General features: G+C 62.9%; 32 protein-coding genes. 9 read left to right on the top strand and 23 right to left on the bottom strand.

Going from position 1 to position 25,114, the window contains the following annotated elements; translation table 11 throughout:
- Positions 1–40: 40 nt before the first annotated feature.
- The 3 genes from NKI96_RS00400 to NKI96_RS00390 form a co-directional block, all read right to left on the bottom strand.
- Positions 41–346 (bottom strand): CatB-related O-acetyltransferase, encoded by a 306-nt coding sequence (locus tag NKI96_RS00400; RefSeq protein ID WP_050587086.1) that lies wholly within the window; start codon positions 344–346, stop codon positions 41–43.
- A gap of 266 nt (positions 347–612) precedes the next feature.
- A complete protein-coding gene (locus NKI96_RS00395) occupies positions 613–1,401 on the bottom strand; it encodes a hypothetical protein (RefSeq protein ID WP_023693279.1) in 789 nt (262 codons plus the stop codon).
- A 95-nt stretch (positions 1,402–1,496) separates the two neighbouring features.
- The gene (locus NKI96_RS00390) at positions 1,497–1,955 is read right to left on the bottom strand and encodes a YbaK/EbsC family protein (RefSeq protein WP_023669382.1); all 459 of its coding nucleotides are present in this window, start codon (positions 1,953–1,955) and stop codon (positions 1,497–1,499) included.
- A 237-nt stretch (positions 1,956–2,192) separates the two neighbouring features.
- Here NKI96_RS00390 and NKI96_RS00385 point away from each other — a divergent pair, with 237 nt between their 5' ends.
- A complete protein-coding gene (locus NKI96_RS00385) occupies positions 2,193–2,645 on the top strand; it encodes a cupin domain-containing protein (RefSeq protein ID WP_023693278.1) in 453 nt (150 codons plus the stop codon).
- Between the two features lie 92 nt (positions 2,646–2,737).
- Here NKI96_RS00385 and NKI96_RS00380 read toward each other — a convergent pair whose 3' ends face one another.
- Entirely contained in the window at positions 2,738–3,031 is a 294-nt protein-coding gene (locus NKI96_RS00380) for a helix-turn-helix domain-containing protein (RefSeq protein ID WP_023693277.1), read from the bottom strand.
- A 295-nt stretch (positions 3,032–3,326) separates the two neighbouring features.
- Here NKI96_RS00380 and NKI96_RS00375 point away from each other — a divergent pair, with 295 nt between their 5' ends.
- On the top strand, positions 3,327–3,941 hold the full coding sequence (locus NKI96_RS00375) for a hypothetical protein (RefSeq protein ID WP_023693276.1): 615 nt from the start codon (positions 3,327–3,329) through the stop codon (positions 3,939–3,941).
- Between the two features lie 159 nt (positions 3,942–4,100).
- Positions 4,101–4,301: a hypothetical protein gene (locus tag NKI96_RS00370; protein WP_352802478.1), complete on the top strand. Its 201-nt coding sequence runs from the start codon at positions 4,101–4,103 to the stop codon at positions 4,299–4,301.
- A gap of 232 nt (positions 4,302–4,533) precedes the next feature.
- Here the strand turns inward: NKI96_RS00370 and NKI96_RS00365 are convergent, their stop codons facing one another.
- The gene (locus NKI96_RS00365; RefSeq protein WP_023697438.1) at positions 4,534–4,737 is read right to left on the bottom strand and encodes a hypothetical protein; all 204 of its coding nucleotides are present in this window, start codon (positions 4,735–4,737) and stop codon (positions 4,534–4,536) included.
- Between the two features lie 416 nt (positions 4,738–5,153).
- Between NKI96_RS00365 and NKI96_RS00360 the strand changes: the two genes are divergently transcribed.
- Positions 5,154–5,423: a hypothetical protein gene (locus NKI96_RS00360; RefSeq protein ID WP_023669376.1), complete on the top strand. Its 270-nt coding sequence runs from the start codon at positions 5,154–5,156 to the stop codon at positions 5,421–5,423.
- 73 nt (positions 5,424–5,496) lie between these two features.
- On the opposite strand, the gene NKI96_RS00355 is transcribed toward NKI96_RS00360, so the two are convergent.
- From NKI96_RS00355 to NKI96_RS00325, 7 genes are all read right to left on the bottom strand, one after another.
- Positions 5,497–5,799 (bottom strand): hypothetical protein, encoded by a 303-nt coding sequence (locus NKI96_RS00355; RefSeq protein ID WP_023669375.1) that lies wholly within the window; start codon positions 5,797–5,799, stop codon positions 5,497–5,499.
- 84 nt (positions 5,800–5,883) lie between these two features.
- On the bottom strand, positions 5,884–6,426 hold the full coding sequence (locus NKI96_RS00350; protein WP_023669374.1) for a MerR family transcriptional regulator: 543 nt from the start codon (positions 6,424–6,426) through the stop codon (positions 5,884–5,886).
- Between the two features lie 134 nt (positions 6,427–6,560).
- On the bottom strand, positions 6,561–6,884 hold the full coding sequence (locus tag NKI96_RS00345; protein WP_006201891.1) for an integration host factor subunit alpha: 324 nt from the start codon (positions 6,882–6,884) through the stop codon (positions 6,561–6,563).
- A gap of 104 nt (positions 6,885–6,988) precedes the next feature.
- On the bottom strand, positions 6,989–7,960 hold the full coding sequence (locus NKI96_RS00340; RefSeq protein ID WP_023669373.1) for a beta-ketoacyl-ACP synthase III: 972 nt from the start codon (positions 7,958–7,960) through the stop codon (positions 6,989–6,991).
- A gap of 9 nt (positions 7,961–7,969) precedes the next feature.
- Positions 7,970–9,040 (bottom strand): phosphate acyltransferase PlsX, encoded by a 1,071-nt coding sequence (gene plsX, locus NKI96_RS00335; protein WP_023669372.1) that lies wholly within the window; start codon positions 9,038–9,040, stop codon positions 7,970–7,972.
- A 147-nt stretch (positions 9,041–9,187) separates the two neighbouring features.
- Complete coding sequence (locus NKI96_RS00330; protein WP_023727526.1) at positions 9,188–9,736, bottom strand: YceD family protein; 549 nt, start codon at positions 9,734–9,736, stop codon at positions 9,188–9,190.
- Positions 9,737–9,751: 15 nt separating this feature from the next.
- Positions 9,752–10,294, bottom strand: coding sequence for a ubiquinol-cytochrome C chaperone family protein (locus tag NKI96_RS00325; protein ID WP_023669369.1), 543 nt, complete (start codon positions 10,292–10,294; stop codon positions 9,752–9,754).
- 115 nt (positions 10,295–10,409) lie between these two features.
- On the opposite strand from NKI96_RS00325, the gene NKI96_RS00320 reads away from it, so the two are divergent.
- Complete coding sequence (locus tag NKI96_RS00320) at positions 10,410–10,922, top strand: outer membrane protein assembly factor BamE (protein ID WP_023669368.1); 513 nt, start codon at positions 10,410–10,412, stop codon at positions 10,920–10,922.
- A gap of 45 nt (positions 10,923–10,967) precedes the next feature.
- Here the strand turns inward: NKI96_RS00320 and NKI96_RS00315 are convergent, their stop codons facing one another.
- Positions 10,968–12,008, bottom strand: coding sequence for a helix-turn-helix domain-containing protein (locus NKI96_RS00315; protein ID WP_198024431.1), 1,041 nt, complete (start codon positions 12,006–12,008; stop codon positions 10,968–10,970).
- Positions 12,009–12,217: 209 nt separating this feature from the next.
- Here NKI96_RS00315 and NKI96_RS00310 point away from each other — a divergent pair, with 209 nt between their 5' ends.
- Positions 12,218–13,132 carry a LysR substrate-binding domain-containing protein gene (locus tag NKI96_RS00310; protein WP_023727524.1) on the top strand — a complete coding sequence of 305 codons (915 nt, stop codon included), beginning with the start codon at positions 12,218–12,220 and terminating at the stop codon, positions 13,130–13,132.
- Positions 13,133–13,190: 58 nt separating this feature from the next.
- Here the strand turns inward: NKI96_RS00310 and NKI96_RS00305 are convergent, their stop codons facing one another.
- On the bottom strand, positions 13,191–13,748 hold the full coding sequence (locus NKI96_RS00305) for a hypothetical protein (protein WP_023705063.1): 558 nt from the start codon (positions 13,746–13,748) through the stop codon (positions 13,191–13,193).
- A 75-nt stretch (positions 13,749–13,823) separates the two neighbouring features.
- Positions 13,824–14,285, bottom strand: a complete 462-nt coding sequence (locus NKI96_RS00300; protein WP_352802475.1) for an anthrone oxygenase family protein — start codon at positions 14,283–14,285, stop codon at positions 13,824–13,826.
- Positions 14,286–14,581: 296 nt separating this feature from the next.
- On the opposite strand from NKI96_RS00300, the gene NKI96_RS00295 reads away from it, so the two are divergent.
- Together NKI96_RS00295 and NKI96_RS00290 are read left to right on the top strand one after the other, a co-directional pair.
- Entirely contained in the window at positions 14,582–15,127 is a 546-nt protein-coding gene (locus NKI96_RS00295; RefSeq protein ID WP_245259899.1) for a dTDP-4-dehydrorhamnose 3,5-epimerase family protein, read from the top strand.
- A 1-nt stretch (position 15,128) separates the two neighbouring features.
- On the top strand, positions 15,129–16,127 hold the full coding sequence (locus NKI96_RS00290) for a glycosyltransferase family 2 protein (RefSeq protein ID WP_352802472.1): 999 nt from the start codon (positions 15,129–15,131) through the stop codon (positions 16,125–16,127).
- Positions 16,128–16,204: 77 nt separating this feature from the next.
- Here the strand turns inward: NKI96_RS00290 and NKI96_RS00285 are convergent, their stop codons facing one another.
- On the bottom strand, positions 16,205–18,346 hold the full coding sequence (locus NKI96_RS00285; RefSeq protein WP_023689501.1) for a sodium-translocating pyrophosphatase: 2,142 nt from the start codon (positions 18,344–18,346) through the stop codon (positions 16,205–16,207).
- Between NKI96_RS00285 and NKI96_RS00280 the strand changes: the two genes are divergently transcribed.
- The gene (locus NKI96_RS00280; RefSeq protein ID WP_156933240.1) at positions 18,336–18,566 is read left to right on the top strand and encodes a hypothetical protein; all 231 of its coding nucleotides are present in this window, start codon (positions 18,336–18,338) and stop codon (positions 18,564–18,566) included. The genes NKI96_RS00285 and NKI96_RS00280 overlap by 11 nt on opposite strands.
- Positions 18,567–18,606: 40 nt before the next feature.
- On the opposite strand, the gene NKI96_RS00275 is transcribed toward NKI96_RS00280, so the two are convergent.
- The 7 genes from NKI96_RS00275 to ribH all read right to left on the bottom strand — a co-directional run bounded on the left by NKI96_RS00275 (position 18,607) and on the right by ribH (position 25,080).
- Positions 18,607–19,374, bottom strand: a complete 768-nt coding sequence (locus tag NKI96_RS00275) for an ABC transporter permease (protein ID WP_023736475.1) — start codon at positions 19,372–19,374, stop codon at positions 18,607–18,609.
- On the bottom strand, positions 19,371–20,309 hold the full coding sequence (locus NKI96_RS00270; RefSeq protein ID WP_352802467.1) for an ABC transporter ATP-binding protein: 939 nt from the start codon (positions 20,307–20,309) through the stop codon (positions 19,371–19,373). Before NKI96_RS00270 ends, NKI96_RS00275 begins: the two co-directional genes overlap by 4 nt.
- Positions 20,306–21,469, bottom strand: a complete 1,164-nt coding sequence (locus NKI96_RS00265; protein WP_352597462.1) for an ABC transporter permease — start codon at positions 21,467–21,469, stop codon at positions 20,306–20,308. The genes NKI96_RS00270 and NKI96_RS00265 overlap by 4 nt, the downstream gene beginning before the upstream one ends.
- Positions 21,470–21,785: 316 nt before the next feature.
- Complete coding sequence (gene osmF, locus NKI96_RS00260) at positions 21,786–22,697, bottom strand: glycine betaine ABC transporter substrate-binding protein OsmF (RefSeq protein WP_352597463.1); 912 nt, start codon at positions 22,695–22,697, stop codon at positions 21,786–21,788.
- A gap of 177 nt (positions 22,698–22,874) precedes the next feature.
- A complete protein-coding gene (locus NKI96_RS00255; protein WP_023669356.1) occupies positions 22,875–24,092 on the bottom strand; it encodes an MFS transporter in 1,218 nt (405 codons plus the stop codon).
- Positions 24,089–24,589 carry a transcription antitermination factor NusB gene (nusB, locus tag NKI96_RS00250; RefSeq protein ID WP_023669355.1) on the bottom strand — a complete coding sequence of 167 codons (501 nt, stop codon included), beginning with the start codon at positions 24,587–24,589 and terminating at the stop codon, positions 24,089–24,091. The genes NKI96_RS00255 and nusB overlap by 4 nt, the downstream gene beginning before the upstream one ends.
- On the bottom strand, positions 24,586–25,080 hold the full coding sequence (gene ribH / locus NKI96_RS00245; RefSeq protein WP_023669354.1) for a 6,7-dimethyl-8-ribityllumazine synthase: 495 nt from the start codon (positions 25,078–25,080) through the stop codon (positions 24,586–24,588). The genes nusB and ribH overlap by 4 nt, the downstream gene beginning before the upstream one ends.
- Positions 25,081–25,114: the final 34 nt, after the last annotated feature.

The following is a 25,114-nucleotide window of genomic DNA, read 5'->3' as shown; positions in this document are numbered from 1 at the left end:
AATTTCTCAGCCCCACTGCAGCGACCAGCAAGATGCGTTCTTACGGTGTCGCACCGGCATGTCGCTCCAAGAAAAATTCGATCGGGCCGGTAAGAAAAGCAGCCTCCTGCTTGATCTTCTCGTCGCTCCATTCCCACCACCGGATCGCCAGCAACTTCCCAATGACATCATCTGAAAAGCGATAGCGGATGAGCTTGGCCGGGACCCCGCCGACGATGGCGTATGGCGGCACATCCCTGGTGACGACGGCCCCGGCCGCTACAATGGCGCCATCGGCGATGTGAATGCCTGGCATGATCAGCGCATCGCGGCCGATCCAAACATCATTGGCAATGGTGATGCCCACGGGTTCGCCACCGTGCTCAGTGGGATCAACTGATTCCATCAAGCGGCTATGGATCGGGAATGTGGTTGCAGCCCAGGGCGTGTGACTTCCCCCCGAACACTCAAAGCTGACATTGCCGGCCACCGAACAAAACGCCCCTATGGTCAACGGAGTGGCCGCAGACGTTCCAAACACCTTCCTCCGGCTCACCCCATAGGTGTGACGTCCGAGGATCACGCTTGAGGGCAGCCTGGATCGAAACGGATTCCTCATGCATAGCCCCCCCGTCACAGTGACTTCCTATGCTTTTGATGCCATAAATCCAAGGGCGTCCGCCACAGACGATATCTACCGGCCTTTGCAACCTGCTGGCCGACTGGCACCGAGCCGTAAGCATTAAAGAACGCATGTACGCGCGGCTCAGCGAACTGCTTTTTGCCTCGGGTATTGTAGTGTCGGATCGGCAGGCTATGAGGGCTTATGGTTCGGCCATTTTGAGAAAGGGCTACCCCGAGGCAGAACTGCTCGGGCGCCCAAGTGTCGGTCACCTCATGAACCGCCTTGATAGCGGCGAAGGCGTCCACCATGGCTGTGAGGTTGTCCCGGTGGATCCCGACGATGCCGCTGTTCCACATCGGTTCCTGGCCGGTCAGGACCTGGCCGCCGACGCTGATGTTCTTGCCCGGCAGCGCGTTCTGATAGATGCGATGCGGCCCTTCGCACAGGCGCATAGTGGAATGGGTCGCAGAGATCGAGCGGAAGCCCTTCGAGGGGTCACCCACCGGGTACATATCGGTGTCCATGAAAAGGAGCCGATCTGCTCGCTGCAAAAGCTCACGCATAGCCCCGGCCTTGATACCGAAATGGTAGCTTCCGCCGAAAGACCACTGGTCTTTCTGTTCGGCCGTTATGAGCATTGTCTCAACAGGATAAGCGCGAAAGAGGTCAGTCCTGTCCGTTGCGACGACTATTCTGGCGGTCGGGCAACGGTGCAAAAGCTTGAGGGCGCTGAGTAGCGCGCCGCGATGGTAAAGCTCGTTCTCACCATAGGCGATGTAACCAAAAACGTCGTTCATTCCGCCACGTATAATGGGTCGTTCAATCTTCTACTAGCTGCGCTCGCAGTCGTTTTGCTCCCAGAAATCTCCTGCTGAAATCAGCCGACGATTCGCTACTGGCAGACGTCGACCCACTCGGCGCCGACAATCTGTGCCATGCGCTGCGGGCTGAGCCTTACAGCGGCGTTGGTGGCGCCGGCCGCGGGCACGACTTCATCGAAGGCGCGCAGCGAGACGTCGCAATAGACCGGCAGCGGCGCCGGCAGGCCGAATGGGCAGACGCCGCCGACGGGATGGCTGGTAATTGCGACAACCTCGTCGGCGTCAAGCATGCGCGGCTTGCCGCCGAAACGGTCCTTGAATTTGCGGTTGTCGAGCCTCGACATGCCGCCGGCCACGATCAGCATGGTCTCACCGCCGACGCGCAGGCAGATGGTCTTGGCGATCTGCGCCGGCTCCACGCCATGCGCCTCAGCCGCCAGCGCCACCGTCGCGGAACTCGCTTCGGTGACGAGCACTTCGACATCGGGCGCATGGGCAGCCAGGAAGGCGCGCACGGATTCAAGGCTCATCTCGGCATTGTCCCATTCGAAAACGGTTAGCGTTCACACTGGATAGCTTCACGCTCGGTCGGCGGCAACCTCCCCGCCCCTCGACGGCTGCAGCGATGCCACGGGTCGCGCCGCATGTCGGCAACGCAAGGCGCATCCCCCGTGCGGGAGATGTGTTCGGGCTGCTGCCTTGGTAGGTCGCAATGGATCAGGGCCGGCGCTGATGCTGTGCTCCCACGACCAACCGGAGAGATCATCATGCTCAAGCTCGCCTCGGCTCTGGCGCTGCTGCTTATCGGAACGGCGCCCGTGCTTGCCGACGACATGCCGATAAACGCGGACGCTATCAAATGGGGTCCTGCTCCTGCCGTCCTGCCCGCCGGCGCGGACATGGCTGTCATCGCCGGGGACCCGTCGAAGGAGGGCATCTACGTGCTGCGGTTGAAGTTGCCGGCCGGCTACAAAATTGCCGCGCACAATCATCCCACCTCGGAATATGTGACGGTGATATCCGGCAATTTTCATATCGGCATGGGCGACAAGCTCGACGAGGCCAAAGGCATCGAACTGACCGCTGGCGGCTTCGGCGTAGCCCCGCATGGAATGAACCATTACGCCTGGGCGACAAGCGATACCATTGTCCAGGTTCATGGCGAGGGACCGTTCGCGATCACCTACGTCAACCCGGCGGACGATCCGAGCAAGAAATGACATTCGCCATTGGGCGAATGTAACAAGCCCGCCAGGGCAAACCATGGCGGGCTTGTTGAACGACGCGTTGAACGACGCTTTGGCGTCGTTGTTTATGAAACGGACCGATTTTCCACAGGGGCCGTCGGCGCCGGGGCATCGATCAGGGCCGTTTCCGGCAATTGCAATGCTGCGGCGATCCGGCGAAGTTTCGACGGATCGGTGTCCTTGCCGCTCTCTATGTCGGCAATCTCGCTGGTCGACAGACCGCAGGTCAGGGAAAGCTCTTCAATACTGTATCCCTTTGTCTCCCGGATGGCTTTGAGGCCGGGGTGCTCAAGCGCAACATCGGCCGCAACATCGGCCGCCAGCCTGGAGAAGGGTTCGTGTTTTGCAGTTTGGGGCATTGGCAACTCCATGGGGCTAAAGAGTTTTGGATCAAATAATAGGGTGTTGCCTGAGAGCCGGGACAATGCCCGCTTGACGGCGATTTGCCAAGACCCAAACCGACCGTCACAGCATCGTGAACCGGCGTCAAAACCCCAGGCGCCAGGCACATATAGGATCTCTGCCCCGATCTCCCAATCAAGTTCTTTTGAAGGACCGCACGCCGAAGTGTTCAGCGGTTTTGCGCCGCTCGCGCGTTAGCCTGATGTTGCTGGCAGCCGCATCGGGCCAGCTTTCCCCAAGAGGATCAGATCCATGACATTTAAGACATCAGCCATCGTGCTCGCCACGATCTCAGGCCTCGCCGGCGCGAGCGTGGTCGCGGCGCAAGCCGCCGAGGCCGTGCGCATTCGCGGCACGGTGACCGCCTTTGCCGGATCGACGCTGACGGTGAAGACCCGCGAAGGCGCTACCGACGCCATCGCGCTGGCTGAAGGGTGGAAGATTTCCGGCGTCGTCAAGGCGGATGCCGGGGATATCAAGCAAGGCGATTTCCTCGGCATTGCCTCTGTTTCGAAGGCCGATGGCGGCAGCGGCGCGCTCGAGGTGGTGATCTTCCCGGCCGCGCTCAAAGGCGCCGGCGAAGGCGACCGCCCGTGGGATCTCGAGCCCAACAGCCGGATGACCAACGGCACGGTCGCCGATGTCACCGAGATCGCAGGCCGCACGGTGACGCTGACCTATGACAATGGCCAGAAAAAGCAGATCGCCATTCCGCAGACGACGCCGGTGGTGACCTTCGCGCCGGCGACGCCCGCCGACCTCAAGCCTGGCGCTGTGGTGTTCGTCAACGCCGAGCGTGGCAGCGACGGCAAGCTGACCGCGGGCCGGGTCGTGGTCGGCACCAACGGCGTCGTTCCGCCGATGTAAGTTGCCGACGAAGCCGCCAGACACAATCCAGAAACAAAATTCTACAGTCCGGAAAAACTGTCGAAAAGTTCGGAGGCGATAGTCATGACTGCGGGGTTAACCGGCACCGATCTTGCTCCGTGACGGTCAAATTCAGCCCGCAGAAAAGGAAACGAAGTCATGAAGAAGTCCCTCCTGTCGGCTCTCGGGCTGGCTTTTGCCCTGGCTGTCTCTCTGCCCCTCATCGGCGCCAGCAGCGCCGACGCAGCACCGCTGCACAAGAAGCATCACCACCATCATCATCATCATCACAACAAGCATCACCGCCGTCACCATCACCACCACCACCACCACAACAAGGTGGAGGCCAAGAAGGCCTGACACGGCCGACTTGCCCAACGGGAAGGCTGGCCCTGGAGTCCTCGCCAAGGCCGCCTTCCCGTTGGTTTTTGCCAGGCGACACGTGGAAAAGCTGAAGGCAGGATTCGATGGCGCCCATGCGCCAGAATGCGAGCAACCACAGCGCACCCAACGAACGTATCAGGCGCAAGGCCGACAACACAGCGGTAGCCAGCTGCAGGACACCCGGGTCTCTCAATGCCGTCGGAACCCGCTAGGACGGCGCCGCGAACGCGAGCACTATTGCGATCAAAATCAAAAGCGGCCCCATCCATTTGAAATGCTTCGCGACCTGCAGCCACCATGGCTGCTGACCTTGCTGGGCCTGAAAAGGACTTTGGAGCAGCCCAAAACCAACGCCTGTCATCCACAACCCAGCGCAGAACATGATGAACTCGTCGATGTAATTTGCGACCACGCCCGTCTCCTCCGCCGGTACCTTTGGACTGGCGTTATAGTCGCAGCCGGGAGTGGCAGAAAGCGCGGTGCCAAGTGGCGGCAATGACTGCTGCCGCCACCTGACAAGAGCCGGGGGCGGACTCGGTCTTGGCTGGCCATTTGGGCACGCCACGGTGCGACCTTCGCATGGGATGCCGCGCTACTACGTCAGCGTACTTCACGCGAAATGCATGATCGATGCCGGCCGGCCCCGCCAGGCGCCGTCCGTTGGCGAAGGCTAAAAATCGACGTCGCGAAAAAACGCGAAGAAAATTCGAACCACGCATGAACCTTTGCTTTGGAGGCCGCACTAACCCGGCATGGACGCCGAGAAGGCGATCCCAACACAGAAGGACGCCATGGTGGCGATCCTCGACCGGAGAAGGAAATGCTCAAATGACCAACTTCAAGCGCATCACGCTCGCCGCGGCCCTCATCGTCTCGGCCTTCGGTTCGGCTTCCGTTCCGACCTCGGCCTTCGCCAACGGCACGCATCCCACGGGCGACGGCGGCGCGGTTTGCAAGGGCTCCGGTCATTGCCTGGTGCTCTCGATCGAGTGCAAAGGCACCTATACCGACGCCACGGACAAGAATGGCACTGTCTATGGCAAGTGCAGCCAGACCGCGCAGGTTTCGCCGCAGGCCAAGATCAAGCTCGCCAAGTAATCGGCCGCAGATCAGGGAAATGGCGGTCGTCCGCGGGACGGCCGCCATTTTCTTTTTGTTTTCGTGAATTGTTTTAGCGCCGGCTGAGCAACAGGCTGGCGAGAAGGCCGACCACGACCAACCCAACAGCAGCGGCTGTTGCCGGACGATCGCGCGCCGTCTTTTCGATCGCCCTGCCCTGCTTCCTGATCGCCGGCAACGCATCGCTGACAAGGTCGGCAAGCTGCCCATAATAGTCCGAAGCGGCATCGCGCCCGTCCTCGTAGTAAGCACCGCCGCGTTTGGCCACGACTTTGCGCAACGCGGCGAGCTCTTTGGAAAGGGTCGCGACCTGCTTTTCGAGATCGAGATCGGAGAGGGTCGAAAGCGATACCATGATTGTTTTCCTTCTTTTTGAGAGAAGGCCAAACGCATGGCCGCAGAACCGGTTCCGGTCTGCTTGCCCGAGACAGCGGAAAGGTTAGCGCACCTGGTCGAGCAGGCGCTTGCACTCCAGGAGGTCAAACAGCGCCTCCTGCAGCAAGGCCCGGTTGTCGCGCGACAGTTTCGATGCGCCGGGCTGGACCGGACCTTCCTCCTCGGTCTTGCCCAGGCCGAAAAAGCGGCGGCTGGGTTTTACCTTGGGCTGACCGACCAGCATCTCGTCATCCATGCCGCGCGGCTGGGCGGCTGGCGTCAGCGGCACCTGATCGGCCTGCCTGCGCTGCGAGATCGCTTCGACGGCAGCCATGTCGCCATTGCCGATGGCGACCAGGAAATGGTTGCCGTTCTCGCGCAGCAGTTTCTGCACGCCCTTGATCGTGTAACCCTGGTCGTAGAGCATGTGGCGGATGCCCTTGATCAGTTCGACATCCTGTGGCCGGTAGTAGCGGCGGCCGCCGCCGCGCTTCATCGGCTTGATCTGGTTGAAACGGGTTTCCCAGAAGCGCAGCACGTGCTGCGGCAGATCGAGATCCTCCGCGACCTCGCTGATGGTGCGGAAAGCGTCGGGGCTCTTGTCCATGGGCGAAATCCTCTCGCTGGACGGCGATCCGGCCCAGTCTACCGAATCGGGTATCATTTCAGCGGTTTATGAAACAATATTCAAGCCCGGCGTCAAAACGGCCCGGCGTTTTCAACCGAAGCCTGCGGCAGAACCTATTTGCCGCCCTTGGCCTTGCTGTTCTGGTGCGAGCGCAGGATACGGCTTTTCAGCACGTTCGACGACTTGAAGGTCATCACCCGGCGCGGCAGGATCGGCACTTCCTCGCCGGTCTTGGGATTGCGGCCGATGCGTTCGTTCTTGGAACGGACGTGGAAGGTGGCGAAGGACGACAGCTTCACCGTCTCGCCGCGTACGATGGCTTCACAGATTTCGTCCAGCACCGCTTCGACGAGTTCTGCCGATTCAGTGCGTGACAAGCCGACCTTACGGTAAACAGCTTCGGCAAGGTCGGCGCGCGTAAGTGTCTTTCCCCCCATGCGACCGTCCCATCAGTTCAAAAAACATAAATCGATACAGGTAAAGGCAGAGCCTAAGTAATTGATCCGGCAAGGTCAAGGACCGAAACCGGACCGTTCGGCACTTACCAGCGAACGAGAACCGCGCCCCAGGTGAAGCCTCCGCCCATCGCTTCCAGGAGCACGAGATCACCCTTCTTGATGCGACCGTCGGCGACGGCCACCGAAAGCGCCAGCGGCACGGAAGCAGCCGAGGTGTTACCGTGCAAATCGACGGTGACCACCACCTTTTGCTCAGCAATCCCGAGCTTCTTGGCCGAAGCGTCAATAATGCGTTTATTGGCCTGATGCGGCACGAACCAGTCTAGGTCGTCGGCGGTTATGCCGGCCTGCGAAAACGTCGCCTCGATGACATCGGTGATCATGCCGACGGCGTGCTTGAACACTTCGCGGCCTTCCATCCTGAGATGGCCGACCGTGCCGGTGGTCGAGGGACCGCCATCGACGAAAAGCTTGTCCTTGTGGGCGCCGTCGGAGCGCAGGCTCATCGCCAGCACGCCACGGTCGGCAATGCCGCCGGTGCCCTCATCCGCTTCCAGCACCAGCGCGCCGGCGCCGTCGCCGAACAAGACGCAGGTCGAGCGGTCGCTCCAGTCGAGGATGCGGGAAAAGGTCTCCGCGCCGATCACCAGCACGCGCTTGGCGAGGCCGCCTCTGATGTAGAGGTCGGCGGTGGTCACCGCATAGACGAAGCCCGAGCACACCGCCTGCAGGTCGAAGGCAAAGCCGTGATGCATGCCGAGCCGGTTCTGGATCTCGACGGCGGTCGCCGGAAAGGTGTTGTTGGGCGTCGAGGTCGCCAGCACGATCAGATCAATGTCGGCAGGCGTAAGACCAGCATTGTCGAGCGCTGCGCGCGCCGCCGCCTCGCCCAGCGACGCCGTCGTCTCGTCATCGGCGGAGATATGGCGCTGGCGGATGCCGGTGCGCTGGGCGATCCACTCGTCCGAGGTCTCGACCATGCCTTCGAAATCGGCATTCTTCATGATGCGGCGGGGCAGCGCAGCACCGGTGCCGCGCACGACTGATCTGATCAAAGCTCTTTCCTATTCCTTTTCGTCGACGGTGGCGTCGGATTTCCTGTTTGCCTGGGCATGCGGGTTGCGCGCATGGAACAGGTCGAGATCGGCCTCGATGCGGTCGATCAGATTGTTGCGCACCATGTCGTAGCCAAGCTCGATGGCCGCCGCGAAACCGTCCGAATCGGCGCCGCCATGGCTCTTTACCACGATGCCGTTCAGACCCAGGAAAACGCCGCCATTGGAGCGGCCCGGATCGAGCTTTTCGCGCAGGCGGTCAAAAGCGCCCTTGGCGAAGACATAGCCGATCCTGGCCATCAGCGTGCGGTTCATCGCGGCGCGCAGATAGCCTGAGATCTGGCGCACAGTGCCTTCTGCCGTCTTGAGCGCGATGTTGCCGGCAAATCCTTCGGTGACGACCACGTCGACCGTGCCCTTGCCGATGTCGTCACCCTCGACGAAGCCATGATAATTCATCGAGGCCATGTTGGCCTCGCGCAGCATGCGCCCGGCTTCCTTGACCTCTTCCTGTCCCTTGATCTCCTCGACGCCGACATTGAGCAGGCCGACTTTCGGCCGGTCGATGCCGAACACCGAGCGCGCCATGCCGGTGCCGAGAATGGCAAAGTCGATCAGCTGGTGCGCATCGGCGCCGATGGTGGCGCCGACATCCAGCACCACGCTCTCGCCGCGCATCGTGGGCCAGATCGCCGCGATCGCCGGACGGTCGATGGTCGCCATCGTGCGCAGGCAGAATTTCGACATCGCCATCAGCGCGCCGGTATTGCCGGCCGAAATGCAGGCCTGCGCGCTGCCACTCTTGACTGCTTCGACAGCCTTCCACATCGACGACTTCCAGCGGCCGTGGCGCAGCGCCTGGCTCGGCTTGTCGTCCATCCTGACCGCGACTTCGCAATGGTGGAACTCGCTGACCTCGGCCAGTTTGGGGAATTTGGCGAGTTCGGGGCGCACCAATTCCTCGCGCCCATATATGACGAAGCGGATGTCGGGACGCCTGACGGCGACCGTCATGAGTGCCGGGATGACCACGTTTGGCCCGTGATCGCCACCCATGGCATCGATGGAAATCCTGATCACGCGGTCTTTATCTCACTAGCTTGGGCCAGGGCACATGGCCCGCGAAAGAAATACTAAACTCGCGAAATTCGGGGGCTCGCGAAGGTTCGGCGAAAATAGCGGTTTTGGGCTGCCGCACAACCGGCTTTTCTCCGATCGCTTCGTGTTTTAGGATTTTCCAAGCAAGGATCGCAGCTTTTGCTGGAATTCATTCTCGATGGGCTCGTTCGGGCCGGCGGCATCGAGCGAGGCGCCTGCCTTGCGCGGATAGGGATCGATCGCCAGCCCGAAGAACTGTTCGGCGAGCGCGCCGACGTCGATCGTGTCGCCGGAGAAAGTTTCCGGGCTGTCCGGCCCTTCGGCGTCGAGCAGGATTTCGCCACCGCCTTCGAAACCTTGCCGTCCGAGTTTGGATTGTTCGGGCAGGAACAGCGCCTCGACCTCTTCGTCGATATGGGCCGCGACCGGCTCAAGGGTGACGATGCAGGCCTGGGTGATATCAGCCTCGACGCGGCCGCTGACCTTGACGCCATTGCGCTTCCACGGCGCCACCAAAAGCTCAGCACGGTAGTTTTCGACCGAAAGCAGCTCGTGCTCGCGCGCAAGCATTGCGCGCTGCGCGGCGTCGGCGTCGATCACCACCTGCAAACCTTTGTGCGGCAGGCGGCCGACATTGGCCGCAAATGAGACCGGGCTAGGCGTGTCCACATGTTTCATCTTGGTCTCCCCTCCTCACTCCGCTTTCGCGACGGGAAACGCCACGGCACCGGAAACGATCGATTCGGACGGCTGTGCTTCAAGCTGCCTTGCGGCATCGATTACATAGGACGCCAGCGGCAAGGCTTGCGGCCAGGCGCCGGCATCGGGTCTGACATTGCGCGCCAGGGCGGCAGCAAGCGCGTCGCGGTCGCTGCGTTCCAGCGCGTCGTCATAGGCGGCGGTACGGCCGTAGAACATTTTGGCCAGCCTCTTCATGCGCTTGGGCACGCCGACATCGCCAACGCCCAGTTCCCGCAGCGAATGCTCGACATCGAGAAAGAACTCGTCGATCAGCACCTGCGCGACCTCATGCGCGACGCCCTCTTCGCCGCGCAGCCGGTGCTGAAACAGGAACATATGCAGCGACAGCATCTCGAAACGGCCGAGCGGCGTATCCGGCACATTCCAGTGGGAATAAAACACGGTCTGCCGCGCCGCCGCCACGATTTGTGCGTAAAGCGCCTCGGTGATAGCGCGGTTGGCATTGCGTTCGCGGCCAAAAAGGCGCTGGAACATTGAGGGTGGTCTCCTGGGGACCGATTGTTTGAATGGGCCTTGTTGCATCGGCAAGCAAGCTGGTTTACCGGTTTTGCCGCCCAGCGCAAGTTGCGGCCAGCTAATGGAGTTGTTGTTGCGCGCGCTGAAATTCAAGTCGACTTTTCTGCCTGGGGCCACCGCCGCGGTTTCGCTGGTGCTGGTGGCTTCCGCGCTGTCGGGCTGCAATTCGTCCAAGATGTTCGGCGACCTTAACCCTAGCGAGACGCTGACGCAGGGCTATGTTATCGACCAGCAGGCTGTCGATTCGGTGCCGGTGGGCTCCAGCCGCGAACAGGTGCTTCTGGCGCTCGGCACGCCATCGACGAAAGCCACCTTCGACAATGAGGCGTTCTATTACATTTCGCAAACGCGCAAGCGCTATGTCGCTTTCGACAAGCCGCGCCTGGTCGACCAGAAAGTGCTCGCGGTCTATTTTGGCGAGGACGGGCGCGTCACCCAGATTGCCAATTACGGTCTGAAGGACGGCAAGATCTTCGACTTCATCTCGCGCACCACGCCGACCGGCGGCAAGGACCAGAACTTCCTCAGCCAGATCATCAAAGGCGCCAGCAAGCTGGCGCCCCCCATTCCTGGCGGCGGCGCCTAAGAAGCGACCGCCTTCCTTAGATTTTTGCTTCGTTTTGTTTTGAGGTCATGCGGCCGCAACACCCGTCGCGCTTTGCCGCGCGTGGCCTGTTCGGCCGCCGGGCTCCAGCGAGGCGCGGTGCACAGCCGCACTCTGCCGCGCTTCCGAAGGCGTCATGCCGAAATGCCGGCGGAAGGCGTGGTTGAAGGTCGAGAGATCGCCGAAGCCGGCGTCGAAGGCGATGGCGCCGATGGTGCGGTGTGCCAGGCGCAGGTCGGATAGCTTGCTGCAAACCAGCGCCAGCCGCCGGCCAAGCACGAACTGCGACAGCGAGGTACCCTCACCCTCGAACAGCTTTCTGATATAGCGCGCGCTGACGCGGTGGCGCCCGGCCAGCGCGTCGGACCCGACATCGCCGGAAGCCAGATTGCTTTCGATATCGGCTTTGATGGCGCGCAGCCGCGCGGCGCGTATGCCGCGGCCTGCGGCGACCTCAGTGGCGTCCTGCGTTGCCCCGACCACGACCGCGACAAGGTCCTGTATGTGCTTGGCGGCAAGCCAGCGCAATTCGGACGCGGCCAGGTTCGGCTCCTGCATCAGCAGACGGACATAGCTGGTCAGCAGCAAGAACTTTTCGCCCACGCATGACATCGGCGTCATCAGGGCGGCATCCGCATTCGCAGCCACGGGCCCGAGCGCTGCCTTGGGGATGGTGATGAAGAGATGATGCGACATCGCCCGCTCGATCACATGCGGATCAGAGGAGGACAGAAGGATTGCCTGGCCGGCCTCGATGCTGGCCTCGCGGCCGAGATGCGAGAAGGTGGCAGCGCCCTCCAGACACATGAAGAAAATGTAGTCATCGGTCCCCTTGGCCATGGCGCTGGAACGGATGGTGCGGAAGGCGGTGGTCCTCGAATCGGCAATGCCGACGCCCGGCAGCCGCAGGATGGTCGCGTCGACGGAGAGCTTTTCCTCCGTGACGTTAAAATCCATGTCGGTCACCATCCGGCGCAACAGGTCGCAATAGACGTTTCTCCATTCGGCTCGGGGCCACATGGCGGTCGAAAAGCGCGCATGCGCAAACTCGGGGGGTCGAATAGTCATGGGGTACTCCCAAGCGATTGTCTTCATTTCACTGTCGTTCGTAGTCGAGGCTCGTTCCATGAACGGCCTCTCATTCCGACGGCGGCAATCGGGGGGCAGTGGATGGCTACAATGATTTGCGCACTTGGACAAAAGACTATTTACGAAGCTATGGATGAGCTTAGTTCATTCATGCTAAGGAACCCATGGGCAGGATAGGGTAACGGCAAATGACAAGACGGCTTCCACAACTGGAATCCATTCGGGCTTTCGAGGTCATTGCCCGGCTGGGCAGCTTCAAGCGCGCCGGCGATGAGCTGAATGTTACGCCAAGCGCGCTCAGCCACCGCATCGCCGATCTCGAAGCCGATCTCGGCGTGCTTCTGTTCACCCGCCATGTCCGCCGCGTCGAACTCACGCTTGAAGGCGAAAGATTGTCCGCAGGCGTGCGACGCGCATTGCTGGAAATCCAGAGCACGATCGCGAGTGTCGCGCGCAACGAGCGCACGAGGCTGAGGGTCACCGCCATTCCTTCGCATGCCGTACGCTGGCTGGCCCCGCGCCTGCACAGGTTTCGCAAAAAGCATCCCGAAACAGAGATCGACATCAATGCGGATCTTGCAGTCGTCGACCTTTCGCAGCGAACAGTCGACATCGCATTGCGCTTCGGCGGCGGACACTATCCGGCCGTCAAGACCGAATGGCTGATGGCAGATGCGATCTTTCCTGTCGTCAGTCCCGACTATCTCGCCGCCAACGGCCCGGTCAGAGACCAGCACGATGTGCTGCGACTGTTTCGCATCCTCGACACGACGGCCGAAAATGACGAGAGCGGCGCCAATTGGCGCCACTGGTTCGAGAGAAACAATCTGCCGCTGGATACGGTTGGCGACGGCATGAATCTGAACGGCACCTTGCTGGCGGTCGAAGCGGCGGCGAGCGGTCTGGGCGTCGCCATCGCGAGGAAGTCGCTGGTCGAGAGCGATTTGCGCACAGGCAGGCTCGTCCGCCTCCTGACAACGGACATACCGACGAACTGGAACCACTACGTCGTCGTCCACCCGTCCATCTCCGCCTGGGAGCCTGCCAGATCATTCATCAACTGGCTGAAGGCGGAAGCCGGCGACAGCGCCGGCGCCGGTTGACCTCGGCGGCCGTTTGGGAACTCTCCTCGGGAGGTCAGCAGAAGGCGCCCCCCGGTGCTCACGGACTCATTGCACCGGCCGGTTGGTCATCCTTGCGGCCCGACTGGTTCGCGGCCTTGGCGGCAAGCGCTGCCGCCATCTGGCTCTCCAGCTCGCGCAGCTTGGCGTCGAGTGTCGCCATGCCGCCCCAGCCGAATGTCGCGCGGTACAGCGGTGCGATCTCGGGCGTCAGGAATTCGACGAGGGTTTCGTCCTCGACCCAGACCTTGAGCACCTTGAACAGGCGCGCATCGATCAGCTCGCTATGCCAGCCCATGCGGGCGGCAATGCCCTGGATGGTTTCGGTCGAATTGGGCGTGCTGAGCAGCACATGCGAGCCGGAGCGCAGGCGCATGTTCGGGTCGAAGCCGATGCCGAGCGGCGCTTGCTGGTCCAGAACCGTGCCGCACGGCAGGATTTCGATCAGCGAGCCGAAATCGTCGCCGAGGCAGACGAACCATGCTCCCTCAGGAAATGGCGGCGACGGCGCACGAACCGCGGTGGCGACAAGCATTTCGGCAAGGACGCTGGCGACGGCCTGCGGATCGCGGGCGTTGAATGAAGCGTGGTGCAGCATGGCAATACTCCTGTTTTCAACGGCGGCGGCCGGCAGGAGTGCCGACCCATGCCGCGGCGTTCCGCGAAAACTGAATCACCGGCTGAGCGTCAGGATGACCGCGGCAAACAGGCAGGCGTATTCGGCCAGTCCAAGCACAAGGCGCAGATTGTGGTTGGCCGCCCAGCTGTCGCGCGTCTGCGCCCAATCATCGGGGATGGTCACCGGCGTCCAGCTCTGCACCTGTTTGTTGAGCGGCACCTGACGGCTGACGGTGAAGCCAATGTCGATCACCACCAGCGCCGCGGCGACGATCGTCAGGATGCGCGGCAGGCCGGCATCGACCGCAAACATCGCCGTCGCCGCGATCAGCACCAGCGTCGTCAGCCTGACGACCGGCATCACCCGGGTAAACGTCCGGTCGCGCATCTGATGCATGGCCATGTACTGGCCGGCGGTAAGATCATCGATGCGAAAATCATGGATTACGCCCGAGACGTAGATGCCGGCAATAATTCCAGCCAGCGCAAGCGAAGCCTTCATCAAAAACATGTCCATGTCTTTTCCTGCCGAAATGCCTTTCCCTGCCCGAAATCGCCGCGAGGGCGAGCAGACACCGCGTCGATCGCAATGTCCTGGCCATGGCCGGGGTATTAAAGCAGGCGAACGGTCCGGGCTTGGGCAGAACGGAACGATGTTTGGGCAATGCGGCCCTCCGATTGCGTCGGAAACATCAAGTGCCGTGAGGTCGAAAGCTATCAGCAAACATTGACGCGTACTTGCCAGCGACCGGTCAAATTCGTATCAGACCGTGCTGGCCAATGGCGCATCACGCTGAATTGGGAGGAGTATCCGTGCCGGAAAAAACCCGGACAAAACCGACAGGCTGGATGGCGACCGGAACGGCTGACGGCCAGGTGGTCACGCCTGACTGGATACCCATCGAGCCGGTGGCGATCGATGGCGTGAGGGTCAAGGAGATCAGGCCGGTCGCAACCTCCACCGGCTATCTGACCGAGATCTTTCGCGAGGAGTGGGAGCTCGATTCGGAGCCGGTCGGCCAGGTCTTCCAACGGACCTTGTATGCCGGCGCGGTGACTGGCTGGCATGCACACGCGGTGACCACCGACCGGCTGTTCTGCTGCGTCGGCAGCGTTCGCATTTCGCTGTTTGACGGACGCAAGGCCTCGCCGACCTTCGGCGCCGTCTGGCACAAGATTATCGGCCCGTTGCGCCCGGCGGTCGTCATCATTCCACCCGGAATATGGCACGGTGTTGTTTCGCTCGGAGCGGAGACGGCGGTGCTGCTCAACCTCGTCGACAAGGCCTATGCCTACGATCAGCCCGACCATTGGCGCCTGCCGCCAGACACCGACCACATTCCCTACAGACTGGTGTAGCGTGGAAGCATCGGCGCAGCGCGACCAGGCCGGCGGCGAACCGCTGGTTTCGATCGTGGTCGCGACGCACAACCGGCCGGCAGCACTGCGGCAGGCATTGACCAGCGTCATGCGCCAGACGTTGCAAGGCTGGGAAGCCTTGGTCATCGGCGACGGTTGCAGGCCGGATACGGCGGCCGTTGTCGCTGAATTTGACGATGCCCGCATCGTCTACATCGATCTTCCTGTCAATTTCGGCGAACAGTCCGGTCCCAACAACATCGGCTTTGCCAGGGCGCGTGGCCGCTTCGTCGCCTTGCTCAACCACGACGATCTGTGGTTTCCCGACCATTTGGCGGCGATGACCGGCTGGATCGACGCCTCGGGCGCCGACGTGGTGCTGGCGCGCGGTGCCGTCATCCAGCCGCCGTCGGCGGCCGGCAATCCTTTCAATTCGATCTTCGGGATCGGCAAGGATGGTTTTTACGACCCCGTCACGACGGAAGGATTTGGCTCGGCACACATGTTTCGCCGCGCTTCGTTCAGCCTGCTCGGACCTTGGCGACCCGCCAGCCAGTGCTTTTGCGAAAGTTCGCAGGACTGGCTGTTTCGGGCATGGCGAAAGGGCGCGGTGATGGCGACGATGCCGCACCTCACGGTGATCAAGCTGCATTCCGGCATACGCAAGGGTTCCTATCTCGGCGACAATGCGCAGGAACAGAAGGATCTTCTGGACGCCATGCAGACGCCGGACGCCTTGCGCGTGAAAATCCTTGGCTGCGCGGGCGAACCCATTCGCCTGGCGGCATCGAGTTATCTCAGGCGCAGGCTGATGGCGGCTCTTGGCATCCATCCCCGCGCCCGCGCCTTCCGCCGCAAGTATAAGCGAGGCGCCTTCCTTGCCAAGCTGCGGCGCCTGCGTGGCCTGGCGCCGATGCCTGAGCGCGAACCTGGCGTGAGCGAATTGCTCGATCGCTACAGCAAGCGCGGCGATGCCGGCACCGAGCCGGATGAGGGTTGACTGCCACCAGCGTAAATCTCAAACAAAAACCCGCGGGATCGCTCCCGCGGGTTTGTTCCTGAAGCAGTGGCGTTGCCTTAGCCGTGCGCGAGCACGGCCAGCAGCAGAAGCGCCACGATGTTGGTGATCTTGATTGCCGGGTTGACCGCCGGGCCGGCGGTGTCCTTGTAGGGATCGCCAACCGTGTCGCCGGTGACCGAAGCCTTGTGCGCTTCGGAGCCCTTGAGGTGCTTGACGCCGTCCTTGTCGACAAAACCGTCCTCGAACGACTTCTTGGCATTGTCCCAGGCGCCGCCGCCCGAAGTCATCGAGATGGCGACGAACAGGCCGTTGACGATGACGCCGAGCAACGAGGCGCCGAGTGCCGCAAAGGCGGACGCCTTGGAGCCCGAGATCAGCTGCACGCCGAAATAGACGACGAGCGGCGCCAGCACCGGCAGCAGCGAGGGGATGATCATTTCGCGGATCGCCGCCTTGGTCAGAAGGTCGACGGCGCGGGCATAGTTCGGCTTGGAGGTGCCGGCCATGATGCCCGGGTCCTCGCGGAACTGCTTGCGCACCTCCTCGACGATGGCGCCCGCCGCGCGGCCGACCGCCGTCATGGCGATGCCGCCGAACAGGTACGGGATCAGGCCGCCAAAGATCAGGCCGGCGACAACATAGGGATTGGAGAGGTCGAAGGAGACATCGCCCATGCCCTGGAAGTATGGATATTTGTCGCCATTGGCGGCAAAGAACTTCAAATCGTTCGAATAGGCCGCAAACAGCACCAGCGCGCCAAGACCGGCCGAACCGATGGCATAGCCCTTGGTCACCGCCTTGGTGGTGTTGCCGACCGCGTCGAGCGCGTCGGTGGAGTGGCGCACTTCCTTGGGCAGGCCGGCCATTTCGGCAATGCCGCCGGCATTGTCGGTGACCGGGCCGAAGGCGTCGAGGGCGACGATCATGCCGGCAAGGCCGAGCATGGTGGTGACCGCGATCGCCGTGCCGAACAGGCCGGCGAGCTGGTAGGTCGAGATGATGCCGCCGACGATGACGATTGCCGGCAGTGCGGTCGATTCGAGCGACACCGCAAGTCCCTGGATGACGTTGGTGCCGTGACCGGTCACCGAGGCCTGGGCGATGGAGTTCACCGGGCGCTTGTTGGTGCCGGTATAGTATTCGGTGATCACCACGATGAGACCGGTCACAACGAGACCGATCAGGCCGCAGATGAACAGGTTCTTGCCGATGATTGTCATGCCGGCGACGGTGCCGACCTCGCCCCAGCCGACAGTTGCCGAGGTAGCGACGCCGAGACCGACGATCGACAGCAGGCCGGTGACGATCAGGCCTTTGTAGAGGGCGCCCATGATCGAGCCGTTGGAACCGAGCTTGACGAAGAAGGTGCCGACGATCGAGGTCAGGATGCAGGCACCGCAGATCGCGAGCGGATAGAGCATCGCCGCACCCAGAGCGGCGGTTCCGCCGAAGAAGATGGCAGCCAGCACCATGGTGGCAACGACGGTCACCGCATAGGTCTCGAAGAGGTCGGCGGCCATGCCGGCGCAATCACCGACATTATCGCCGACATTGTCGGCGATGGTGGCCGGGTTGCGCGGATCGTCTTCGGGAATACCGGCTTCGACCTTGCCCACGAGATCGCCGCCGACGTCGGCGCCCTTGGTGAAGATGCCGCCGCCCAGACGGGCGAAGATCGAGATCAGCGAAGCGCCGAAGCCGAGCGAAACCAGCGCATCGATGACGATGCGGTCATTGGGCTGCAGGCCCATCGGGCCGGTCAGAATATAGTAGTAAATCGACACGCCGAGCAGCGCCAGGCCAGCCACCAGCATACCGGTGATGGCGCCCGACTTGAAGGCGATGTCGAGACCGGCGGCGAGGCTGTTGGACGCCGCCTGCGCGGTGCGCACATTGGCGCGCACCGAGACGTGCATGCCGATGAAACCGGCGGCGCCCGAAAGCACGGCGCCGATCAGGAAGCCGACCGCGGCGGTGATCGAAAGCAGCCACCAGGCGAGCACGAGCACGACCACGCCGACGATGGCGATGGTGGTGTACTGGCGCGCCAGATAGGCCTGCGCGCCTTCGCGGATGGCGGCGGAGATTTCCTGCATGCGTGCATTGCCCTGATCGGCTGCAAGAACCGATCGTGTCGCCCAGATGGCGTAAAGGATTGAAAGCAAGCCGCAGGCGATGACGGCAGAAATGATGGTCATTGCCGAATTTTCCTCGATTGATGGCCCAAAAGAACCCCTCCCTGGGCCGTTGGTGCGGGGAGCGGATAAGCCTAGGCGGAATCCGTCCTTCGCAGCGGTGTATGCGAAACAGGGCTCGGAACGTCAAGATATTGTTCGGTTTTTGCCCCGCTTTCAGCCAAAAGGTTTAGGCCACAACATTCCCATTGCCGATGCCCTGCTATTAGATCGATTGAAATGACGCCGCGTCAGTCAATGCTTTGCCCGCAGTCCAGCGAAGGTCAGTCGCCAGTCTCCTGCCCCATCTTGCGCGCCGTATAGCGCTCGATGGCGGACAGTCCGTCATAGATCAGCACCGCCAGCGCCGCGACGATCAGGCCGCCTTGCAGGACGAAGGCGAGATTGTTGGACAGCAGGCCGGCGATGATCACCTCGCCCAGCGTCTTGGCGGCAACCGTCGAGCCGATCGTCGCCGTGGCCAGGCTGATCACCACCGACAGCCTTATTCCTCCCAGAATGATCGGCGCGCTCAGCGGCAATTCGACCTTGACCAGTCTTTGCCAGCCCGTCATGCCGGCACCGCGCGCGGCCTCCATGATGTTGCCGGGCAGCGTTGTGAGGCCGGTCAGCGCGTTCTCGAAGATCGGCAGCAGGCCGTAGAGAAACAGCGCAATCAGCGTCGGCTTCTCGCCGAAACCCACGGCGGGCACCGCCAGCGCCAGCACCGCCACCGGCGGAAAGGTCTGGCCGATGTTCACCAAGCTGCGCGACAGCGGCAGGAATTCGGCGCCCGCCGGCCTGGTCACCAGGATGGCAAGCGCCACGGCAACGATGGTTGCGGCGGCGGTAGCGATCAGCACGGTCCTGAGATGCAGCAGGGTCAGCGTCAGCAGGCTGCCCTGATTGTAGATCGCCGGCGCATTGTTTTCGGTCAGCGGCTTCAACAGCGGCTCGAACCAGCCGGGATTGGTGACGAAGGCTATGAGAAGCACCACCAGGGCAAGCCTGAGCAGCGAAGGCAGCCAGGCTTTTAGACCGGCCCCTTTCATGCCGGCCTCGCCGCGCGCTTCACCAGCCCGTCGACGGTGACGCGGCCGAGCGGCTTGCCGTCTTCGCCCTTGACCGGCAGCGCCGGCCGGCCCGACCACAGAAGCTCGGCCAGCGCGTCGCGCTGGCTGGCGTCGCCTGGGATCGCCTCGCCTTCGGCAGTCCCCATTTCCACGGCGTCGCGCACGCGGCCGAGCGACAAGAGCCGGAACGGCTTTTCGCTGGCGCCGACCAGGGTCTCGACGAAGGCGTTCGCCGGCCGCGCCAGGACCTCTTCCGGCTTGGCGTATTGCACCAGCTTTCCGGCATCCATGACGGCGATCTTGTCGCCCATATGGACCGCCTCCTCCATGTCGTGGGTAACGAGGATGATGGTGGTGCCGAAGCGCTTCTGGATTGCCAGCAGGTCCTCCTGCGCCTTGGTGCGGATGATCGGGTCGAGTGCGCCGAACGGTTCGTCCATCAGAAGCACATTGGGCTCGGCGGCGAGCGCGCGGGCGACGCCGACACGCTGCTGTTGCCCGCCGGACAGTTCGTGCGGGTAGCGCGGGCCATAGGCCTCGGGGTCGAGCTGGTAGAGTGTCATCAACTCATCGACGCGGGCCTTGATGCGGTCCTTGTCCCAGCCCAGCAGGACCGGCACGGTGGCGATGTTCTGCGCAACGGTGCGGTGCGGGAACAGGCCGTGGCCCTGGATAGCGTAGCCGATGCTGCGGCGCAGCTCGTAGCCGGGCAGCGTGCGGTTGTCGTTGCCGTCGAGCTTGATGACGCCGGCGGTCGGCTCGACCAGCCGGTTGATCATTCGCAGCAGCGTCGTCTTGCCGGAACCGGAGGTACCGACAATGACGCAAACCGTGCGCGGCTCGACGACCATGGACACGTCGTTGACCACGGTCGTCGCGTCATAGCGCTTGGTAATGCCTTCGATCTCGATCATGCCGTTTCAACCCTGCGCCTGGTGGCGGTCATTTCGATCACTGCGTCGAGGATGATGGCCGCGGCAAAGGCCAGCGCCACCGTCGGCACGGCGCCCAGCAGCACCAGGTCCATCGCCGTCTGGCCAACGCCCTGGAACACAAACACACCGAAGCCGCCGCCGCCGATGAGTGCTGCGATGGTGGCCAGGCCGATGTTCTGCACCAGCACGATGCGGATGCCGGTGAGGATCACCGGAAAGGCCAACGGAAACTCGACGCCGAACAGGCGCTGGCCATCGGTCATGCCCATGCCGCGCGCGGCATCATTGGCCGCGCGGGGTACGCCGGCAAGCCCGACCACGGTGTTGGCCACCACCGGCAGCAGCGAATAGAGGAACAAAGCCACGAAGGCGGGCGCGGTGCCGATGCCTCTGATACCGAGCGCTGCGGCACCCGGAACATGCGCGGCAACCCAGCCGAGCGGCGCGATCAGCAGGCCGAACAGCGCGATCGAGGGTATGGTCTGGACGATGTTGAGCACATTGAGCACGCCGGCCCGCAACCGTTCGACGCGGTGGCACAGGATGCCGAGCGGCAGGCCGACGATCACCGCCGCCGCCAGCGACCCCAGCGCCAGTGTGATGTGCTTGGAGCCTTCCGCCCAGAAACTATCGGCGCGGTTTGCATATTCCTTGAGGATCGACAGGCTGTCCCACTGCCCCGATATCAGCAACAAGCCGATGGCCAGCGCCGCGAGGACGAGCACGCCGATGCGGGCCGGTGGCGACAGGTTGAGCCTGGTCAGCACGTCGGCGAGCAACAATGTGAAGGCAAAGATCAACAGCCAGAAGCCGGAAGCCGGCGAGATGCGGGCGAAGGTGTTGCCGGCCGGCGTCAGGAAGGTGCCGGCGACACCGATCAGGATGGCAAGGGCGGCGAGCGCCACGACGCTTGCAGCCAGGCGCAGGACAAGCGGGGTTTTCAGCAACGCAACAATTGCGGCCACGACGACGACCGCCAGCAGCAGCGGCCCGACTGTGGCCGGCAGCGCCTCGAGGATCGAGCGCGCCTGACCGGGAACGATACGATTGGCGCGGAAGGTGGCGAACGGGGCCAGAAACGCCGCATAGGCAACGATCGCCGCGATAACCATGCCGAGCTTGTCGAAACGCAGGGTCATGGATGCCCCTCATGAGGAGCGATTTTCCACGTTGCGCAGACTACGCCGGTGATCGGCGAAAGCCGACGCGAAATCCGATCTCCCCCCTTGCGGGGGAGATGGCCGGCAGGCCAGAGGGGGGTGTGAAGGATCGCCAGCTTTCGAGCGTCGGCTTGTTCAGAAGCAACCCTGTCGAGGCACGCACCTGCTACCGGTTGTGAGGTCGGCGGGACAGCACCCCCCTCTGTCCTGCCGGACATCTCCCCCGCAAGGGGGGAGATCAGCAGCTTCCAGAGAGGGGTGTCTCGCACCAGCGTCACGATCAGCTATGCGCTGACTACTTCAAAAACCCGTCCTTCTTCAAAAAGTCCTCGGCGACACCCTTGACCGGCTCGCCGCCGACCTGGACGCGGCCGTTGAGTTCCTGCAGCGTGACGAGGTCGAGCTTGGCGAACACCGGCTTCAACAGCGTCTCGATCTCCGGATGCTCTTTCAGCACCGCTTCGCGGATGATCGGCGCCGGCTGGTAGACCGGCTGCACGCCCTTGTCGTCGGCGAGCACGACCAGGCCGGACGGCGCGATGCCGCCGTCGGTGCCGTAGACCATGGCGGCGTTGGCGCCGTTGGTCTGGTTGGCGGCAGCACCGATCGTCGCGGCGGTGTCGCCGCCCGAAAGCGTGATCAACTGCTCGGGCTTCAGCGTGAAGCCGTAAGTGGTCTGGAACGCCGGCAGGGCTGCCGCCGAATTGACGAACTCGGCTGAGGCCGCCAAAACCACCGTGCCGCCACCGGCGACATATTTGCCGAAGTCGGTCAGGGTCGCCAGCTTGTTGGTCTCGGCAACCTCCTTGCGCAGCGCGATCGCCCAGGTGTTGTTGGCCGGTGACGGCGACAGCCAGACGATCTTGTTGGCATCATAGTCGAGCTTCTTGGCGGTCTCATAGGCCTTGGCGGCATCCTTCCAGACCGGATCGTCGGCCTTCTCGAAGAAGAAAGCGGCATTGCCGGTGTACTCGGGATAGATGTCGATCTCGCCGGCAGTGATCGCCTTGCGTACCACCGGCGTGCCGCCGAGCTGGATGCGGTCGGTGGTCTTGATGTTGTTGGCGTTGAGCACAAGCTGGATGATGTTGCCGAGCACGCCGCCCTCGGTGTCGATCTTCGAGGAGACGACCACCTGGGCATTGGCGGAGGCGGCCGTGATGCCGAGCGCCAACGCCGCGCCGGCCAGAATCTTGACTGAAAACATTGTGAAAACCCCTTGCTTTGGACCGAAATGCGGTGGCCGCATATGAGCATGGCTTCAACGCCCCGTCGGGGCACACGGTTTCATAACAATGGGTACAGACGCAATAATTTTGTGCGGTCGCCGCGATTCGGTCGGCGCCATGCTGACACGTCGTGCCAAGCCAAAGATAGAACCGGATCAGGCGCGCGCTTTGCGCGATCCGGTCAGTTTGAGCGCGCCGAGGGCGACGAAGCAGAGGGCGACGACCGGGAAAACCAGCCAGTTCAGCATCTCCCAGCCCCACGCATTGTAGATGGCGCCCGACATTAGCGAGGCGAAGGCGACGGAGCCGAACAGGACGAAGTCGTGGAAGCCCTGCACCTTGCTCTTTTCGGACGGATGGTAGCTGTCGGCGACCATGGAGGTGGCGCCGATGAAGGCAAAATTCCAGCCGAGGCCAAGCAGGATCAGCGCCGTCCAGAACTGCCACAAATGCAGGCCGGACAATGCCACCGCGGCGCAGCCGATGAGCAGGACCAGGCCGGTGGCGACGATGCGTTCGGCGCCGAAGCGATGGATCAGCGATCCGGTGAAGAAGCTCGGCGCAAACATCGCCATCACATGCCAGGAAATGCCGAGCGTGGCGTCGTCCGTCGACAGGCCGCAGCCGACCATGGCCAGCGGCGCGCCGGTCATGACGAAACTCATCAGCGCATAGCTGCCGACGGCGCAAAACAGTGCCGCGACGAAACGCGGCCGGGTGACGATCTCGGACAGCGGCCGGGCGTCGCTTGACGCGACTTGCGCGTGGCCGGGAGCCCTGGCCGGGATGCGCAGGAATGACAGGATGATGGCGCCGGCCGCCGCCAGAACCGGAATGGCCACGAACGAGCCGGCAAACATCACCGGCGCCAGCAATTCGCGGGTGAAGATGACGATCTGCGGCCCGAGAATCGCGGTGATGACGCCGCCGGCCAGCACGAAGGAAATGGCGCGCGCCTTGAATTCGGGCGGAGCATTATCGGCGGCGGCGAAGCGGAACTGCTGGACGAAGGCGCCGCCGACGCCGATCACCAGCAGCGCGAAAGCGAACAGCCAGAAGCTGGCGTGGAACAGAGCCAACGTGGAGATGACGCCGCCAAGCGCGGTGACGATGGTGCCGGTCATGAAGCCGCCGCGCTGGCCGAGCCAACGGATGATGGCCGCGGCCGGCAACGCGCCGAGCGCCACGCCGATGTTGAAGCCGGTGATTGGCGCCGTTGCCAGCGACTTATCGGGGCCAAGCAGATATTGCCCGGCCAGCCCGCCCATGGAAATGGCAATCGGCGCGGCCGAACCGATAATCGCCTGCGACGTCGCCAGGATGATCGCCGTGCGGCGCGCTTCCCTTGCTGCGCCGGCGACGGTGCCGGTCACAATGCGTCCTTGCCGCGCCCCTCGCCCCGCACCCGGCGCGACACACGGTCGAGCACGGCGTTGGTCAGCTTCGGCTCGTCTTCCTCGTAGAAGGCCTTGGCGATGTCGACATATTCCGAAACGATGACGGCCACCGGCACGTCGTCGCGCTTCATCAGTTCGTAGACGCCAGCGCGCAGGATGGCGCGCAACGTCGAATCGAGTCTGGACAGCGGCCAGTCTTCCGTCAGCGCCTGGCGTATGATCGGATCGATGGTCGTCTGGTTCTCGACGACGCCGGCCAGGATGGCGCGGAACCACTGCGCGTCGGCCTCCCGATAAAGCGCGCCGTCGACTTCCTTGCCGAGCCGGAACGCCTCGTATTCGGCGGTGATCTCGAAGACGCCGCTGCCGGCCACGTCCATCTGGTAAAGCGCCTGCACGGCGGCCAGACGGGCGGCGCCACGCTTATTGGCATGGCGTGTCGCGGGCTGGCCGGGCGAAGCGGGTTCGCTCACGATTGCGCTCCCAGCTTCTCCTTGAGCGCGATCATGGTCAGCGCCGCGCGCGCGGCAAAGCCGCCCTTGTCGCCCTCCGAGCGCTTGGCGCGCGTCCAGGCCTGCGCGTCGTTCTCGGTGGTCAGGATGCCGTTGCCGATCGCAATCGCTTCCTGCACCGAGAGATCCATCAGCGCGCGGCTCGATTCATTGGCGACGATGTCGAAATGATAAGTGTCGCCACGAATGATGGTGCCGAGCGCGACAAAACCATCATAGTCCTTGCCGCCCTCGCCCATGCCGTCGAGCGCAAAAGTGATCACTGCTGGAATTTCCAGCGAACCGGGAACGGTGATGACGTCATAGGTCGCGCCGGCTTCGTCGAGCGCGCTCGTCGCGCCGTCGAGCAGCGCGTCGGCAAGATCGTCATGAAAGCGCGCCTCGATAATCAGAAGGTGGGCCTTCTTCTTCGGGCGAATGAACGCTTTGCCGTGTTGGGATGTGCCTGCCATGAATGTCTCCGGGGGTACCGGTGACTTAGGCTGA

The organism is Mesorhizobium sp. M0292, assembly GCF_040321695.1.
GTDB lineage: Bacteria > Pseudomonadota > Alphaproteobacteria > Rhizobiales > Rhizobiaceae > Mesorhizobium.
Note: the sequence above shows the minus strand (reverse complement) of the source record. Positions and strands in the feature narration are given on the sequence as shown.